At 70.0% G+C, this 15,441-nt stretch carries 9 protein-coding genes and 1 pseudogene; 8 read left to right on the top strand and 2 right to left on the bottom strand.

The annotated features are described in order from the left end of the window. Nucleotides 1–16: 16 nt before the first annotated feature. Together ADBZ6K_RS04115 and ADBZ6K_RS04110 are read right to left on the bottom strand one after the other, a co-directional pair. Nucleotides 17–451 (bottom strand): pyridoxamine 5'-phosphate oxidase family protein, encoded by a 435-nt coding sequence (locus ADBZ6K_RS04115; RefSeq protein WP_526344583.1) that lies wholly within the window; start codon nucleotides 449–451, stop codon nucleotides 17–19. A gap of 91 nt (nucleotides 452–542) precedes the next feature. Beyond that, a pseudogene (locus ADBZ6K_RS04110) lies at nucleotides 543–931 on the bottom strand (carboxymuconolactone decarboxylase family protein). Nucleotides 932–983: 52 nt separating this feature from the next. On the opposite strand from ADBZ6K_RS04110, the gene pdxR reads away from it, so the two are divergent. The 8 genes from pdxR (at nucleotide 984) to ADBZ6K_RS04070 (ending at nucleotide 15,374) form a co-directional block, all read left to right on the top strand. Continuing rightward, nucleotides 984–2,435: a MocR-like pyridoxine biosynthesis transcription factor PdxR gene (gene pdxR / locus ADBZ6K_RS04105; protein WP_526344582.1), complete on the top strand. Its 1,452-nt coding sequence runs from the start codon at nucleotides 984–986 to the stop codon at nucleotides 2,433–2,435. Nucleotides 2,436–2,575: 140 nt separating this feature from the next. Further along, nucleotides 2,576–4,255 (top strand): HNH endonuclease signature motif containing protein, encoded by a 1,680-nt coding sequence (locus ADBZ6K_RS04100; RefSeq protein WP_526344581.1) that lies wholly within the window; start codon nucleotides 2,576–2,578, stop codon nucleotides 4,253–4,255. A gap of 37 nt (nucleotides 4,256–4,292) precedes the next feature. After that, the gene (locus tag ADBZ6K_RS04095; RefSeq protein WP_526344876.1) at nucleotides 4,293–4,709 is read left to right on the top strand and encodes a GtrA family protein; all 417 of its coding nucleotides are present in this window, start codon (nucleotides 4,293–4,295) and stop codon (nucleotides 4,707–4,709) included. A gap of 42 nt (nucleotides 4,710–4,751) precedes the next feature. After that, complete coding sequence (gene dprE1, locus ADBZ6K_RS04090) at nucleotides 4,752–6,113, top strand: decaprenylphosphoryl-beta-D-ribose oxidase (RefSeq protein WP_526344580.1); 1,362 nt, start codon at nucleotides 4,752–4,754, stop codon at nucleotides 6,111–6,113. A 13-nt stretch (nucleotides 6,114–6,126) separates the two neighbouring features. Further along, nucleotides 6,127–6,891: a decaprenylphospho-beta-D-erythro-pentofuranosid-2-ulose 2-reductase gene (gene dprE2 / locus ADBZ6K_RS04085; RefSeq protein ID WP_526344579.1), complete on the top strand. Its 765-nt coding sequence runs from the start codon at nucleotides 6,127–6,129 to the stop codon at nucleotides 6,889–6,891. 32 nt (nucleotides 6,892–6,923) lie between these two features. Further along, nucleotides 6,924–8,762: an arabinofuranosyltransferase gene (locus tag ADBZ6K_RS04080; RefSeq protein WP_526344875.1), complete on the top strand. Its 1,839-nt coding sequence runs from the start codon at nucleotides 6,924–6,926 to the stop codon at nucleotides 8,760–8,762. A gap of 48 nt (nucleotides 8,763–8,810) precedes the next feature. Further along, complete coding sequence (locus ADBZ6K_RS04075) at nucleotides 8,811–12,005, top strand: arabinosyltransferase domain-containing protein (protein WP_526344874.1); 3,195 nt, start codon at nucleotides 8,811–8,813, stop codon at nucleotides 12,003–12,005. A gap of 81 nt (nucleotides 12,006–12,086) precedes the next feature. Beyond that, nucleotides 12,087–15,374, top strand: a complete 3,288-nt coding sequence (locus ADBZ6K_RS04070) for an arabinosyltransferase domain-containing protein (protein ID WP_526344578.1) — start codon at nucleotides 12,087–12,089, stop codon at nucleotides 15,372–15,374. The last annotated feature ends 67 nt before the right edge of the window (nucleotides 15,375–15,441 follow it).

Genomic DNA, 15,441 nt, shown 5'->3' with positions numbered 1-15,441 from the left:
GTCGGCGTATGCACCGTCAGCTGGCATAGGTGCCGGGACCGGGTTCGGGGCCGAACACGAAGCGGCGGCCACTGATCGCCTTGGGGATGATCCGGACGAACCGCAGTTTCTCGGTCGCCACCCACGGATACAGTCCCGCGCGTTCGGCCTCGTCGATCTCGTCGGTGGTCCCCAGCACGTGGCCCCTGCCGCGCACGATGACGCTCCAGCCTTCGGCGACGTTGTGATCGTCGGCTTCGAACAGGACCTCGTCGCTGACGACCGTGCTGAAGAGCTTGGTGCCCTCGGCGGTGCGGAAGAGCACGGTGTGGCGCTGGACCACGAAGTTCACCGGGAAGATCTCCAGGCGATCGCCAACCGTCGCCACGAATCGGCCCAGTGACACGCTGGACAACAGATCCCAGCTGTCGTCGTCGTTGAGGAGGGTAATCGGTTCACCAGTCGGCATCATGACGCCCAGTCTTCAGGCCCCAGGCCCCAGGGCCTAGGGCCGACCGGCCCCACCGCGCGCGACGAATGGCACATCGCCGACGCGCAGTTCCTCAGCGGCGCGGCACCGGGAACCGGGTCGTGACGTTGATCCGGTTCCATGCGTTGATCGTCACTGCCATCGCGATCATCTGACCGAGTTCGCGGTCGCTGAACGCGGCCGCCGCCCGAGCGTAGACATCGTCGGGCACGTGTCCCTTGTCGAGCTCCGTGATCGCCTCCGTGAGTGCCAGCGCTGCGCGTTCCCGTTCGGTGAGTCACCCGCCTCCTCCCAGGCCGCCACGAGTGCCAGGCGCTGCTCGGTCTCGCCATGCCTACGAGCGTCGTGGACGTGCATGTCGAGGCAGAACGCGCAGTGGTTGATCTGAGAGGCGCGGATCTTGATCAGCTCCCCGATCGTGGGGTCGAGGCCCTGCCGCGCGGCACTGCTGAGCGTCATCATCGCGTCGTGGACCCCGGGGGAAACCTTGTAGAGCTGGATGCGGTCGACGCCGGTGAATACATGGGCCAATTCCGGTGTGGCGCCTTCGTCCTCCTCAGCGAAGGGCGCCCGAGACCTGCATCTGGACCTGCGCGGCGCAGTTCGTCCCGGCGCGCGCGGAGTGCGCGATCTGCTGGTGACGGCGCTGCGCGACGCCGTGCGGTCCGGCCGGCTGTCGGCGGGCACGGCACTGCCGCCGTCCCGCAGCCTGGCGGGTGATCTCCGGCTGGCGCGCAACACCGTCGCGGAGGCGTATGCGGAATTGATAGCCGAGGGCTGGCTGGCGTCTCGGCAGGGGGCGGGCACCTGGGTCGTCAACTCGTGCGCGGCGGAACTCCCTGCGCGGCCCAGGCACACTGCGGCCACGCCGGTGCACAACCTGATGCCAGGCTCGCCCGACGTCGCCGAGTTTCCCCGTGGCGCGTGGCTGGCCTCGGCGCGTAAGGCATTGTCCGGCGCGCCGACCGAGGCGCTGCGCATGGGCGATCCGCGCGGGCGTCCCGAACTGCGCGACGCCGTCGCCGACTATCTGCGCCGGGTGCGCGGTGTGCGCACCTCGCCGGAAACCGTCATGATCTGCGCGGGCACCCGCCACGGCGTCGAACTGCTGGCCCGGGTGTTTTCCGCAGGCCGCGCGGTGGCTGTGGAGGCCTACGGTCTGCACCACTTCCGTGAGGCGATCGCGGCACGCGGAGTGTCCACGGTGCCGATCGGCCTAGACGACCGCGGCGCGGTGATCGCCGACCTGGACCGTCTCGACGTGCGCGCGGCACTGCTGACGCCGGCCCACCACAACCCGCACGGTATGCCCCTGCACCCGGCCCGGCGCACCGCAGCGGTCGACTGGGCCCAGCGCACCGGCGGCTATCTCCTCCAGGATGACTACGACGGCGAGTTCCGCTACGACCGCCAGCCGGTCGGCGCCGTGCAGAGTTTGGCGCCCGATCGGGTGGCCTACCTCGGTTCGGCGAGCAAGAGCTTGTCGCCTGCGCTGCGGCTGGGCTGGATGGTGCTGCCCGAGGATCTGGTGGAGCCGGTTGTCGACGCCGCGGGCGGGCAGCAGTTCTACGTCGACGCGATTGCGCAGCTCACGATGGCCGACTTCGTCGCGTCCGGACGGTATGACCGCCACATTCGCCGCATGCGAGGGCGCTACCGCAGACGCCGCGACGTGCTCGCGGATGCGCTTCGGGCCTATGACGTGGGCATCCGGGGACTGGCCGCGGGCCTGCAGCTGCTGCTCACACTGCCCGATGGCGCCGAACCTGTAGTGCTGAGGCGCGCCGGGGAGGCCGGTATCGCGCTGGCGGGGCTTGCGGGCATGCGACATCCCGCGGCAGGGCCGGAGGTCGCGGGGCCCGACGGGGTGATCATCGGGTTCGGCGCTCCCGCCGAGCATGCGTTCATGCCGGCCTTGCACGCGCTGTGCGGGGTGTTGGACGACGCCGGGTTGCGGTCGGGCTGAGAGCCTCGCTCGCGCGCGGGCTCGGTCACGCGGGCTCGGTCACGCGCTCGGGCGCCGGAGGTTATCCACAATCCCGGTTTCATCCACAGGTCGGCTCCGGACGCTCGCCCGGTTTTGCCCTGCCGGGAATAATCGAAAGCATGTTCGATAGCTCGCTACCCGAGGTGGCGGATCTCGCCGCCCTCGACGTCGCGGCGCTGATCGACGCCGCCGCAGGGTGGCTGCGCGCCGAGAACGCCGCGTGCGCGCGCAAACTGGCGGTGCTCGCGGAGTTGTTCACCCGCCGCACGGGGGTCGTCAACGACGAGCGCGATTCGTGGTGGATCGACCCGTGCGCCGCGGTCGCCGCGGAGCTGGGCGCCGCGATGGGCATCACCCCGAGGCTCGCGCTGGCGCAGACCCACCGCGGGGTTGTACTGCGCGAACGGCTACCGAAGGTGGCTGCGCTGTTCGAGGCCGGGCAGATCAGTGACCTCCTGGCGCGGGCGATCGTGGCCCGCACCTCCATGATCACCGATCGGGACGTGCGGGCCGCCATCGACGCGGACCTCGCCGAGCGGGTCCGCGCCTGGGGCGCGTTGCCTGAGAAGCAGACCGTGAGAGCCATCGATGAGCTGGTGCTGAAGCACGACCCGGGTGCCCTCCGCCGCAGCCGGACCGCCGCGCGGTCCCGCGCAGTCGACTTCGGCTCGCCAACTGACGAGGCCGGATTCACCAGTCTCTGGGCGCGGCTGTACGCGACAGACGGCGCCGCCCTTGAGCGGCGGCTGGACGCCATGGCCCGTTCGGTGTGTCCCGACGACCCGCGCACGATCGACGAGCGTCGTGCCGATGCGATGGGAGCGCTGGCAGCCGGACAGGAACTACCGTGCGCCTGCGGCACCGAGACCTGCTCCGCCACGGACCGACGCCCCGCTGCGCCGACCGCGATGATCCACGTGGTCGCCGACGCAACTACTGTCGCCGCGGCGCGATCCGAGGCCGAGGCTACGCGCGCCGCGAGGGACGCGACCGACTCCGAGGCCGGCCACGAACCGCCGCCCGACGCTGGACATGAGTCGGCGCCCGACACCACCGACCAACCAGCGCCCGACGATGCCCCTGCAATACCGGATCCCGCAGGGTCCACCTCGCCCGTCCAGACCGTCCCAGCGGCACCGGGACCGCCGCCAGCGCACCTGACGGGCCCACCCGCTAAGAACTCTGACCCACCGCCGGCCTTCATCATGGGTGGGGGGTTGATGCCCGCGCCGCTATTGGCGACTGTGCTGGACCGCGCGAGAGTGCGCGAGATCCGCCACCCCGGAGATGCCCCGCCCGAGGACGGATATCGGCCGTCGGCGGCGCTGGCAGAGTTTGTCCGATGCCGGGACCTGACGTGCAGGTTCCCCGGCTGCGACGTGCCCGCCGACCGCTGCGATATCGACCACACGATTCCGTGGCCGCTCGGGCCGACGCATGCGGCGAACCTCAAATGCATGTGTCGTGCAAATCACCTGCTGAAAACGTTCTGGGGCGGCGAGTCGGGCTGGCGGGATGAGCAGCGGCCCGAAGGGACGGTCATTTGGACTTCCCCCACTGGACACACGTACGTCACCAAGCCCGGCAGCGCGCTGCTGTTCCCGAGCCTGTGCATGCCCACCGGCGGCCTGATGCTGCCGGGCACCGACGCCGCGCCGAAACCGGACGCCGCCGGTCGATCGGTGATGATGCCGAAGCGCCGGCGCACCCGGGCGCAGGACCTCGCCCGCCGGATCGCCGCCGAACGGCGGCTCAACGACGCACTCGTCGCCGAGCGCAACAAACCGCCGCCCTTCTGACGTCGGGCCGTAAGCTGCCCGGGTGGCCGAGCCTCCCATGCAGCCGAACCTGGCGCTGAAAACCCAGGTCGGGCGGTTCCTCGTCACCGGGGGGCTGTCGGCGATCGTCGACTTCGGCCTCTACGTCGCGCTGCTGGCGGCGGGCTTGCACGTCAACGTCGCCAAGACGCTGAGCTTCGTCGCGGGGACCACGACCGCGTATCTGATCAACCGGCGATGGACGTTCCAGGCGCCGCCCAGCAGGGGCCGCTTCGTGGCGGTGATGGCCCTCTACGCGCTGACCTACGCGGTGCAGGTCGGTATCAACTACGTGTTCTATCTGCGCTTCGAGGGGCAATCCTGGCGGGTACCCGTCGCGTTCGTGATCGCCCAGGGTACGGCCACGGTGATCAACTTCATCGTGCAGCGGGCAGTGATCTTCCGATGGGCAGGCGCCAAGCGTCAAGGCGAGTGATCCGCCGCTGAACACGGCGGGCCAGGCGGTACCCTCGTCACGATGTCCGAGACCACGACTCAACGACTGGCCGGCTGGGGCCGCACCGCGCCCACGATGGCCCAGGTGTTGTCCCCATCCGACCCGGAGATCGTCGTCAAGGCGGTTGTCGAGGCGGGCGAGCGCGGTGTCATCGCACGCGGCCTCGGCCGCTCCTACGGCGACATCGCCCAGAACGGCGGTGGCCTGGTCGTCGACATGACCACCCTGAACACCATCCACTCGATCAACGCGGACACCCGCCTGGTCGACGCTGACGCAGGCGTGAGCCTCGATCAGCTGATGAAGACGGCACTGCCGTTCGGGCTCTGGGTGCCCGTTCTGCCCGGCACCCGTCAGGTCACCATCGGCGGCGCGATCGCCTGCGACATCCACGGCAAGAACCATCACAGCGCGGGCAGCTTCGGCAATCACGTCCGTTCGATGGAGTTGCTCACCGCCGACGGCGAGGTCCGCAAGCTCACCCCGCGGGGCCGCAACGCCGAATTGTTCTGGGCGACGGTCGGCGGAAACGGACTGACCGGCATCATCCTGCGCGTCACGATCGAGATGACCCCGACGGAGACGGCGTACTTCATCGCCGACGGCGACGTCACCACCAGCCTCGACGACACCATCGCCATCCACAGCGACGGCAGTGAGGCCAACTACACCTACTCCAGCGCATGGTTCGACGCCATCAGCGCACCGCCCAAGCTTGGCCGCGCGGCCATCTCCCGGGGATCGCTGGCCACCCTCGACCAGCTGCCCGCCAAGCTGCGTAAGAATCCGCTGAAATTCGATGCGCCGCAACTGCTCACGCTTCCCGACGTGTTCCCCAACGGCCTGGCCAACAAGTACACGTTCGGCCCGATCGGCGAACTCTGGTACCGCAAATCGGGCACCTACCGGGGCAAGATCCAGAACCTGACGCAGTTCTACCACCCGCTGGACATGTTCGGTGAGTGGAACCGCGCCTACGGACCCGCCGGCTTCCTGCAGTACCAGTTCGTGGTGCCCACCTCGGCGGTCGAAGAGTTCAAGAGCATCATCGTCGACATCCAGCGCTCGGGCCACTACTCGTTCCTCAACGTGTTCAAGCTGTTCGGGCCGGGCAACAGTGCCCCGTTGAGCTTCCCGATCCCCGGCTGGAACGTGTGCGTGGACTTCCCGATCACGGCAGGACTCAACGCGTTCGTCACCGAATTGGACCGTCGCGTACTGGAATTCGGCGGCCGCCTCTACACCGCGAAAGACTCCCGGACCACCGCGGAGACGTTCCACGCCATGTACCCGCGGATCGACGAGTGGATCACCGTGCGCCGCAAGGTCGATCCCGACGGGGTCTTCATGTCCGACATGGCCCGACGCTTGGAGCTGTTCTAGATGGTGCATGCACATGGTTTTTGATGCCGTCGGCAATCCCCAGACCGTCCTGCTACTCGGCGGCACGTCCGAGATCGGGCTGGCCATCTGCGAGCGCTACCTTCACGACGCGCCCGCCCGGATAGTGCTCGCCGCCCTGCCCGACGACCCGGGCCGCGAAGCCGCCGTCGCCCAGATGGGCAGTGCCGGAGCCAAATCCGTTGAGGTCATCGACTTCGACGCCGTGGACACCGCCAGCCACCCCGACGTCATCGACGCCGCCTTCGAGAATGGCGACGTGGACGTGGCGATCGTGGCGTTCGGCCTCCTCGGCGACGCCGAAGAGCTGTGGCAGAACCAGCGCAAGGCCGTCCAGATCGCCGAGATCAACTACACCGCAGCGGTTTCCGTCGGCGTGCTGCTGGGCGAGAAGATGCGCGCGCAGGGCTACGGCCAGATCATCGCCATGAGCTCCGCGGCCGGTGAGCGGGTGCGCCGGTCCAACTTCGTGTACGGCTCGACAAAGGCCGGACTGGACGGCTTCTACCTCGGACTCGGAGAAGCCCTGCGCGAGTTCGGTGTTCATGTCCTGGTGATCCGGCCCGGACAGGTACGCACCCGGATGAGCGCACACGTCAAGGAAGCGCCGCTGACCGTCGACAAGGAGTACGTCGCCGACCTGGCCGTCGCCTCCGCCGCCAAGGGAAAGGATCTCGTCTGGGCGCCCGGGGCGTTCCGGTACGTGATGATGATCCTTCGGCACATCCCGCGGCCGATCTTCCGCAGGCTCCCGATCTGACGACGGTGGTCAGAAGCGCCCTGGCCACCACGATGCAGATGGCGGTGGCCGCCGTCATCGCCACGGCGGTCGCTGCGATCTCACTGGCCGCCATATCGCGGGTCGACTGGCCCGCTTTCAACTCCTCCAATCAATTGCACGGTTTGACGACGGTGGGCCAGTTCGCCTGTCTGGCAGGCCTGCTCACCTCGGGTCTGCTGTGGCGGCGCGGCCGCACGATGCTGGCCCGGATCGCCGCGGTCGTGTTCCTGTCCGCGTTCGCGGTGGTCACCCTGGCCATGCCGCTCGGCGCGACCAAGCTGTACCTGTTCGGCATCTCGGTGGACCAGCAGTTCCGCACCGAATACCTGACCCGCCTCGCCGACAGCGCCGTCCCTCGGGATATGACCTACTTCGGTCTGCCGCCGTTCTATCCGCCTGGCTGGTTCTGGATCGGCGGCCGGCTCGCGGCGCTGACCGGGACGCCCGCCTGGGAGATGTTCAAACCGTGGTCGATCATCTCGATCGCCGTGGCCGTCGCCTTGGCATTGGTGCTGTGGTCGGCGATGGTCCGCTTCGAGTACGCCCTGATCGTGTCGACGGCGACCACCGCGACCATGCTGGCGTACGCGTCCGCCGAACCGTACGCGGCCATCATCACCGTGCTGCTCCCGCCGGTGTTCGTCTTGGGCTGGTCGGGCCTGCGCGCCGGAGCGCACCGCCGCTCGGGCTGGGCCGCGATCGTGGGCGTCGGCTTGTTCCTCGGGCTGGCGGCGCTGTTCTACACCCTGCTGCTGGCCTACGCCGCCTTCACGCTGACGATCATGGCCGCGGTGCTCGTCGTGGCCCGCAGGCACTGGGATCCGCTGCTGCGGCTGGCGGTGATGGCGGTGATCTCCGGCGCCATCGCGCTCATCGGCTGGGGCCCCTACCTGCTCGCGGCCGCCAGGGGCGCCCCGGCCGATTCGGGAACCGCCCAGCATTACCTGCCCGCCGACGGCGCCCAGCTGGCGTTCCCGATGCTCAGCTTCACCATGGTCGGCGCGCTGTGCATGGTCGGCACGCTGTGGCTGGTGGTCCGCTGCCGCAGCTCGACCAGGGCGGGCGCGCTAGCCATCGGCGTGCTCGCCGTCTACGGGTGGTCACTGCTGTCCATGCTGACGACGCTGGCCGGCACGACGCTGCTGTCCTTCCGGCTGCAGCCGACGCTGGTGGTGCTGCTCACCGCCGCGGGGGCGTTCGGCTTCATCGAAACGGCACAGGCCGTCGCCCGGCGGTATCGGCCCGAAACGGCCCGCCGTGTCCTGACCGCCGCCGGGGCCCTCGGCGCCATCGGCGCGCTGACCTTCGCCCAGGACATCCCCGACGCGCTGCGCCAGGACATCGTGGTCGCCTACACCGACACCGACGGCTCCGGCCAACGCGCCGACCGCCGCCCGCCCGGGGCGGAGCGGTACTACCGCGAGGTCGACGACCGCATCCGGGAGATCACCGGCGTGCCGCGCGATCAGACCGTGGTGCTCACCGCGGACTACAGCTTCCTGTCCTTCTACCCCTACTACGGCTTCCAGGGTCTGACGTCGCACTACGCCAACCCGCTGGCACAGTTCGATGAACGGGCGGCGGCCATCGAAAGCTGGGCCACCCTGGCCAGCGCCGACGAGTTCATCGACGCGCTGGACACCCTGCCGTGGGAGCCGCCGTCGGTGTTTCTGATGCGCCGCGGAGCGGCCGACACCTACACCCTGCGGCTGGCCTCCGACGTGTACCCCAACCAGCCCAATGTCCGCCGCTACCAGGTGGCGCTGAACGCCGCCCTGTTCGACGATCCGCGTTTCGACGTGTCGAGTGTCGGGCCGTTCGTACTCGCGATCAGGGAGCCGACCGGCTGATCACGGCGACGCCAATTAACATCTAGCCCCGTGGTTGGACCGACGCCGATGGGGAGCAACCACCGGAACGCGCGGATCATCGCCATCGTCGCCGGGCTGCTCGGCGCCGTGCTCGCCGTCGCCACCCCGTTCCTGCCGGTCAACCAGACCACGGCCGAACTCAACTGGCCGCAGGACGGCGTGCTGCAGAGCGTCAACGCCCCGCTGATCGGCTACGTCGCCACCGACCTGGACATCGCGATACCGTGCCAGGCGGCCGCCGGGCTGACGGGCGCAGGCCGCACGGTGCTGCTTTCGACGGTGCCCAAACAGGCCCCCAACGCCGTCGACCGCGGCCTGCTGATCGAGCGCGTCAACAACGACCTGCTGGTCATCGTCCGCAACACGCCGGTGGTCAGCGCGCCCCTCGCCGAGGTGCTCAGCCCGCAGTGTCAGCAGCTCACGTTCACCGCCCACGCCGACCAGGTGACCGGCGAGTTCGTCGGCCTGGTCCAGGGACCTGACGACGAGGACCCCGGCGAACCGCTGCGCGGCGAGCGCGGCGGATACGACTTCCGCCCCCAGATCGTGGGCGTGTTCACCGACCTGTCCGGGCCCGCACCCCCCGGCCTGCGGCTCTCCGCCACCATCGACACCCGGTACAGCAGCGCACCCACCCTGCTCAAGCTGCTGGCGATGATCCTCGGGGTGGCCCTGACCGTCGTCGCCCTCGGCGCCCTGCACGTCCTGGACACCGCCGACGGCCTGCGGCACCGCCGGTTCCTGCCGCCGCGGTGGTGGTCGATGACCCCGCTGGACGGCCTGGTGACCGCCCTGCTGGTGTGGTGGCACTTCGTCGGTGCCAACACCTCCGACGACGGCTATATCCTCACCATGGCCCGGGTGTCCGAACACGCCGGCTACATGGCCAACTACTACCGCTGGTTCGGCACCCCCGAGGCGCCGTTCGGCTGGTACTACGACCTGCTGGCGCTGTGGGCGCACGTCAGCACGGCCAGCGTCTGGATGCGGCTGCCCACCCTGTTGATGGGCCTGGCCTGCTGGTGGGTGATCACCCGCGAAGTCCTCCCCCGCCTCGGCCACGCCGTCAAGACCAGCCGCGCCGCGGCGTGGACCGCGGCCGGACTCTTCCTGGCGTTCTGGCTGCCCCTGAACAACGGCCTGCGTCCCGAACCCATCATCGCGCTGGGGATCCTCCTGACGTGGTGCTCGGTGGAGCGCGGCGTCGCCACCAGCCGGCTGCTGCCCGTCGCACTCGCGATCATCATCGGTGCGCTGACACTGTTCTCCGGGCCGACCGGGATCGCCTCCATCGGCGCGCTGCTCGTCGCGATCGGGCCGCTGAAGACCATCGTCGCCGCGCACACCTCACGCTTCGGCCACCTGGCGCTGCTGGCGCCGGTGCTGGCCGCCTGCACGGTCACGATCATCCTGATCTTCCGGGATCAGACGCTGGCCGGGGAGATCCAGGCCAGCTCGTTCAAGTCGGCCATCGGGCCGAGCCTGGCCTGGTTCGACGAGCACGTCCGCTACTCCCGGCTGTTCACCACCAGCCCCGACGGCTCTGTCGCACGCCGGTTCGCGGTGCTGACGCTGCTGCTGGCGCTGGCTGTCTCGGTGGCGATGGCGCTGCGCAAGGGCCGCATCCCCGGCACCGCGGCGGGCCCGAGCAGCCGCATCATCGGCATCACGATCATCTCGTTCCTGGCGATGATGTTCACCCCCACCAAGTGGACGCATCACTTCGGGGTGTTTGCCGGGCTGGCCGGCTGCATGGGTGCGCTGGCGGCGGTCGCGGTGGCCGCGTTGGCCGTGCACTCACGCCGCAACCGGGCCGTGTTCACCGCCGCGGTGCTGTTCGTGACGGCGTTGTCGTTCGCGACCGTCAACGGGTGGTGGTACGTCTCCAACTTCGGGGTGCCCTGGTCCAACGCCTTCCCGGAATGGAAGGTCGGGTTCATGACGGTCCTGCTCGGGCTGTCGGTGCTGACGCTGGGGGTGGCGGCGTGGTTCCACTTCTCGGGCCGCGACCCCGCCCCCGTGGCCGCACCCGGACGGCTGCAGCGGATCGCCCGCTCGCCGCTGGCGATCGCCGCCTGGGTGGTCGTCGTCTTCGAGGTGGTGTCGCTGACGCTGGGGATGATCAACCAGTACCCGGCGTGGAGCGTCGGGCGATCCAACCTCGAGGCGCTGACCGGCAAGACCTGCGGGCTGGCCAACGACGTGCTGGTGGAGCAGGACCCCAACGCCGGCATGCTGCAACCCGTCGGGGTGCCCGTCGGGGAGGCGCTCGGCGCGGTGTCCGACCGCGGCTTCAGCCCCAACGGCATTCCGGCGGACGTGTCGGCCGACCCGGTGATGGAACAACCCGGATCGGACAACTTCGCGGACAGCGAAAGCGGCGTCGTCACCGGCGCCGAGGCGGGTACCGAGGGCGGCACGACCGCGGCCGCAGGCGTCAACGGCTCCCGCGCCCGGCTGCCCTACAGCCTCGATCCGGCCTCGACCCCGGTCCTGGGCAGCTGGCGCGCCGGCACCCAGCAGCCCGCCGAACTGCGCTCAGCGTGGTATCGCCTGCCCCCCCGGACCGGGACCGAGCCACTGCTGGTGGTGGCCGCGGCGGGCCGGTTCGATCAGGGCGAGGTGACCGTGCAGTGGGCCACCGACGCGCAGGCGGCCGACGACCAGCCGGGCGGCAGCGTCGGGTTCGGCGACGTCGGTGCCGCCCCGGCCTGGCGCAATCTGCGCGCACCGCTGTCGGCGATACCGGACGACGCGACGCTGATCCGCCTGGTCGCCCGCGACGACGACCTCGCGCCGCAGCACTGGATCGCGCTGACCCCGCCGCGCATACCCGAGCTGAACACCCTGCAGGACGTCGTCGGCTCCCAGGATCCGGTGGTGCTGGACTGGCTGGTGGGGTTGGCGTTCCCGTGCCAGCGGCCGTTCGGTCACCGCTACGGGGTGACCGAGGTGCCCCGGTGGCGGATCCTGCCGGACCGGTTCGGCGCGGAGGCGAACTCACCGGTGATGGACTACCTCGGCGGCGGCCCGCTGGGCATCACCGAGCTGCTGGTCCGTCCCACCACGGTGCCCAGCTACCTCAAGGACGACTGGTTCCGGGACTGGGGCGCGCTTCAGCGGCTGACCCCGTACTACCCGAACGCCCAGCCCGCCCGGCTCGACCTCGGCACCGCGACCCGCAGCGGGCTGTGGAGCCCGGCCCCGCTGCGGCTGTCCTGAACGTCACGTCCGCGTATCCAACCGGGGGCACGCCGCCCGCGTGATCGGCGGTCTAAGACTCGTCGCCTACCATCGTCCCTCGTGCCCAGCGGTGACATCAGGTCAGAGCGGAGTCACCGCATCGCAAAACTGATCGCGGTGGTCGCCGGCATCGCCGGGGTGCTGCTGTGCGGGATCGTGCCGCTGCTGCCCGTCACCCAGTCCACCGCCACCATCGTGTGGCCGCAGGGAACCACCGGAGCCCCCGTCACCGGCGTCACCGCGCCGCTGGTGTCGGGGGCGCCGTTGGCCATCGACGTGACGATCCCGTGCCAGGCGATCGCCACCCTGCCCGACGAGGGCGGTCTGGTGTTCTCGACGATCCCGCCTGCGGGTATCGACGCCAGCCGCAACGGGTTGTTCGTCCGCGCCAACGCCGATGTCGTCGTGGTCGCGTTCCGCGACACCGTCGCCGCGGTCGCCCCGCGGGCCGACGTCGCGTCGGGCGCGTGCAGCCAACTGCACATGTGGGCCAACGTCGGCGGCGTCGGCGCGGACTTCGTCGGCATCCCCGGCGCGGCGGGCACCTTGGCGCTCGAGAAAAAGCCCCAGGTGGCCGGCATTTTCACCGAGCTGAAGGTGCCGCCGCTCTCGGGCCTGTCGGCCCGCATCGACGTCGACACCCGGTTCATCACCTCACCGACCGCGCTCAAGCTGGCCGTGATGGTGCTCGGCGTGGCGTGTGTGATCGCCTCGATCGCGGCGCTGGCGGTGCTCGACCGGCGGCACGGCCACCGGCCACGGCATGCGTGGAGCCGGCTGCTGCGGGTGGGTGTGTCGAACTGGCTGGTGGACGTCGGCGTCGTCGGGACACTGCTGCTGTGGCATGTCATCGGCGCGCTGACCTCCGACGACGGCTACAACCTGACCATCGCGCGGGTCTCCGCCGACGCCGGCTACACGGCCAACTACTTCCGCTACTTCGGCGCGACGGAGGCCCCTTTCGACTGGTACCAGTCGGTGCTCGCCCAGTTCGCCGCGATCAGCACCGACGGCGTGTGGATGCGGGTACCCGCGACCGCCGCGGGCATCGGGACCTGGCTGCTGCTCAGCCGGTGGGCCATCCCCCGGCTGGGGCGCCGGCTGGCGGTCAACCGTGTCACGGTGTGGACCTGCGGTGCGGTGTTCCTGGCGGCCTGGCTGCCGTTCAACAACGGCCTGCGGCCCGAACCGCTGATCGCATTCGGCGTCCTGGCCGTCTGGTTGCTCGTCGAGCAGTCCATCGCGACCCGGCGGATGTGGCCCACCGCCGTGGCGATCGTGGTCGCGGTGTTCAGTGTGACGCTGGCCCCGCAGGGGCTGATCGCGCTGGCGCCGCTGCTGGTGGGAGCCCGCGCGGTCGCGCGCGTGGTCCGCACCAGGCGGGCCGACGACGGCGCGCTTGCGCTCCTCGCACCGCTGGCAGCCGCCGCGGCGATGATCTTCGTGGTGGTGTTCCGCGACCAGACCCTGGCGACCGTCGCCGAGTCCGCCCGCATCAAGTACGTCGTCGGCCCGACCATCCCCTGGTACCAGGAGTTCCTGCGGTACTACTACCTGACCGTCGAGGAGGCGGTCGACGCGTCGATGACCCGCCGGTTCCCGGTGCTCATCATGCTGTTGTGCCTGTTCGGGCTGCTCGCCATCCTGTTGCGGCGAGGGCGGGTGCCGGGGGCGGCCAGCGGCCCGCTGTGGCGGCTGATCGGCACCGCCGCGATCGGACTGCTGCTGCTGACGTTCACGCCGACGAAGTGGGTGATCCAGTTCGGTGCGTTCGCCGGGCTGGCGGGCGGGCTCGGGGCCGTCACCGCGTTCGCGTTCTCCCGCGTCGGCCTGGACAGCCGCCGCAATCTCGCGCTGTACGTGACCGCACTGCTGTTTGTCCTGGCCTGGGCCGCCGCGGGCATCAACGGCTGGTTCTACGTCGGCAATTACGGGGTGCCGTGGTTCGACAAGCAGCCGGTGCTGGCCAGCAGGCCCGTGACGTCGATGTTCCTGGCGGCCGCGATCCTGACCGGCCTGCTCGCCGGGTGGCTGCACTTCCGGATGGACTACGCCGGACACACCGAGGTGAAGAACACCCGCCGCAACCGGGTGCTGGCGTCGAGTCCCCTGCTGGCGATGGCGATCATCATGGTGGTGCTGGAGGTCGGCTCGATGTTCAAGGGCGCGGTCCAGCGATACCCCGCCTACACCACCGCCAAGGCCAACGTCTCGGCCCTCGCGTCCGGTTTGTCCGACAGCAGCTGCGCGATGGCCGACGACGTGCTCGTCGAAGCCGACACCAATGCCGGGATGCTGCAGCCGGTGCCGGGACAGCGATACGGCCAGTACGGACCGCTGGGCGGCGAGGATCCGGTCGGATTCACGCCCAACGGCGTCAACGACATCCTCGAACCCGCCGACTTGGTGGTCGGCAACCCCGGGCTGGTCAACAGTGACGCACCACCCGACAAACCGAACGTCGGCATCGCCTACGCCGCGGGTACCGGCGGCGGCTACGGGCCGGAAGGCGTCAACGGCTCGCGGGTCTTCCTGCCGTTCGGTCTGGATCCCAAGCGCACCCCGGTGATGGGCAGCTTCGGGGAGAACACCGCCGCGGCGGAGGCCACCTCCGCGTGGTACCAGCTGCCATTCACGGCGGGCGATCGCCCGGGCGACCGCCCCCTGGTGACGGTCGCCGCCGCCGGTGCGATCTGGTCCTACGACGAGGAGCGCAACTTCAACTACGGCCAGTCGCTCAAACTGCAGTGGGGTGTGCACCGGCCGGACGGCAGCTACCAGGCGCTGTCGGAGGTGCAGCCCATCGACGTGGTGCCGCAGAAAGCCTGGCGCAACCTGCGGTTCCCGCTGGAGTGGGCGCCGCCGGAGGCCAACGTGGCGCGCATCGTGGCCGACGACCCCAACCTGTCGGAGGGCCAGTGGTTCGGGTTCACCCCGCCGCGGGTGCCGGTGCTGGAAACCGCCCAGCAGTTCCTCGGCGCACAGACACCGGTGCTGATGGACATCGCGACTGCGGCCAACTTCCCCTGCCAGCGGCCCTTTGCCGAGCGGCTGGGTATCGCCGAGCTTCCGGAATACCGCATTCTGCCCAACTTCAAGCAGGTGGTGGTGTCGTCGAACCAGTGGCAGAGCGCCGACGACGGCGGTCCGTTCCTGTTCATCCAGGCGCTGCTGACGACGGCGACGATCCCCACCTACCTGCGTGACGACTGGTACCGGGACTGGGGTTCGATCGAGAGCTATCAACGGCTGGTGCCCGAGTCGCGGGCGCCCGCCGCGGTGGTCGACGCCGGCACCATGCGGGTGTTCGGGTGGACGCGGGTCGGCCCGATCAGGGCCCTCCCGTGAGCGGCACAAACGGCGGCGCCGTGACACTGACCGCGCCGCCCACGCGGGAGGGTGCCGGGGACGTCGC

The sequence above is a fragment of the Mycobacterium sp. genome, assembly GCF_044223235.1.
In the GTDB taxonomy this organism is placed as follows: domain Bacteria; phylum Actinomycetota; class Actinomycetes; order Mycobacteriales; family Mycobacteriaceae; genus Mycobacterium.
Note: the sequence above shows the minus strand (reverse complement) of the source record. Positions and strands in the feature narration are given on the sequence as shown.

Coding starts and splice junctions, on each gene's coding strand:
- ADBZ6K_RS04115 (WP_526344583.1), bottom strand. CDS start 451: ATGATGCCGACTGGTGAACCGATTACCCTCCTCAACGACGACGACAGC.
- ADBZ6K_RS04100 (WP_526344581.1), top strand. CDS start 2,576: ATGTTCGATAGCTCGCTACCCGAGGTGGCGGATCTCGCCGCCCTCGAC.
- ADBZ6K_RS04095 (WP_526344876.1), top strand. CDS start 4,293: ATGCAGCCGAACCTGGCGCTGAAAACCCAGGTCGGGCGGTTCCTCGTC.
- dprE1 (WP_526344580.1), top strand. CDS start 4,752: ATGTCCGAGACCACGACTCAACGACTGGCCGGCTGGGGCCGCACCGCG.
- dprE2 (WP_526344579.1), top strand. CDS start 6,127: ATGGTTTTTGATGCCGTCGGCAATCCCCAGACCGTCCTGCTACTCGGC.
- ADBZ6K_RS04080 (WP_526344875.1), top strand. CDS start 6,924: ATGCAGATGGCGGTGGCCGCCGTCATCGCCACGGCGGTCGCTGCGATC.
- ADBZ6K_RS04075 (WP_526344874.1), top strand. CDS start 8,811: ATGGGGAGCAACCACCGGAACGCGCGGATCATCGCCATCGTCGCCGGG.